A 1,573-nucleotide genomic window follows, 5' to 3' on the forward strand; every position below is an offset into this window, starting at 1 on the left:
CGCACCCGCTTCCTGGCCGAGGCGCGCACCGCCGCCCTCCTGCAGGGCTACGAGGCCGTGGCGCTGCGCGGCACCCCGGCGCTCCGGGCCCGCGCCTTCGGGGCGCTGCGCGAGTCGCGGCGCGAGTTCCGCGAGGCGCTCCCGCACTCCCCGCGCGAGCTGGCGGCGCTGCTGGGCGAGATCCAGCGGGTGCGCGCGCGCTCCGGCGTGGTCCTGCTGCTGGACGACGTGCACGACGTGGACGAGGAAACGCTGGAGCTGCTGCGCGGGATCTTCGAGGGGTGCGACCTGCCGGTGGTGGGCGTGGTGTTCGCCGCCGCCGAGGCGCAGGCCGACGACCCGCACGCCTGGGAGGGCGAGGTCCGCGCCACCATCGCCCTGCGGGAGCTGGGGTGGGAGGGAGTGCGCACCTGGACGCGCACCGTGCTGCGCTGGGAGCCGCCCGAGGAGCTGCTCGGCTGGCTGCGCCGCGAGACCGGCGGCCTTCCCGGCCGCATGCAGGCGGCGCTGGAGCTGCTGGTGGACGAGCGGGCGCTGCAGCGCGCCGCGGACGGGTGGTCGCTGCGGGAGGGGTACCAGGGGGTGCAGGTGCCGGCGGCCCGCGGCCGGGGGGTCCACGGGGCCCTCCCCGCGGTGTCCACCAGCATCCTGGGCCGCGACGTGGAGATCGGCGAGGTCAAGCAGCTCCTGCGCGACGGGCGGCTGGTGACCCTCACCGGGCCCGGCGGCATCGGCAAGACGCGGCTGGCGATCCAGGTGGCCGCGGAGCTGGCCGAGTCGGCGCCCGGCGGCGTGCACTTCGTGGAGCTGGCGCCGCTCGCCGCGCCGGAGTTCCTGGTGCCGGCCATCGCCGAGGCGGCGGGGCTCCAGTTCAGCGGCGGGAGCGCCCCCCGGCAGCAGCTCCTGGACTTCCTCCGCGACCGGCAGCTCCTGCTGGTGCTCGACAACTTCGAGCACCTGGTCGCCGGCGAGGAGCTGGTGGGGGACCTGCTCCGCGCCGCGCCGCGCGTCCGGGTGCTGGCGACCTCGCGCGAGCGGCTCAACCTGCGGGAGGAGGCGGTCTACCCGCTGCGGGGGATGCCCATCCCCCGCGTGGGCGCCGACGCCTCGCCCGACCACTCCATCGCCCTGCGGCTCTTCGCCAACCGCGCGCGCCGCCACCACGCCGCCTTCGTGATGGAGCCGGAGGACGTGGGGCACGTGGTGGAGATCTGCCGGATGCTGGGCGGGCTCCCGCTGGGGATCGAGCTGGCGGCGTCGCTGGTGCGCGTCCTTTCCTGCCGCGAGATCGCCGAGGAGGTGGCCCAGAGCTTCGACGCGCTGAGCACCCCGCTGCGCGACTCGCCGTCGCAGCACCGGAGCCTGCGCGCCGTCTTCGACTCGTCGTGGAACCTGCTGGACGCCCGCGAGCGCGACGCGCTGCGCCGCCTGGCGGTGTTCCGCGGCGGCTTCCGCAAGGAGGCTGCGCAGCGCGTGGCCGGCGCCGGCGTGGGGATGCTCGCCGCGCTGGTGGACAAGTCGCTGCTCATCCGCACGCCGGCGGGACGCTACCAGCTCCACGAGGTGTTCCGCG

1 protein-coding gene is annotated in these 1,573 nt (G+C 76.5%); it reads left to right on the plus strand.

The annotated features are described in order from the left end of the window. Nucleotides 1-1,573 (plus strand): ATP-binding protein (locus VIB55_RS04955; RefSeq protein ID WP_331875561.1); only part of this gene is annotated, 1,573 nt, incomplete at both ends.

Origin of the sequence: Longimicrobium sp. (assembly GCF_036554565.1) — a bacterium.
In the GTDB taxonomy this organism is placed as follows: domain Bacteria; phylum Gemmatimonadota; class Gemmatimonadetes; order Longimicrobiales; family Longimicrobiaceae; genus Longimicrobium.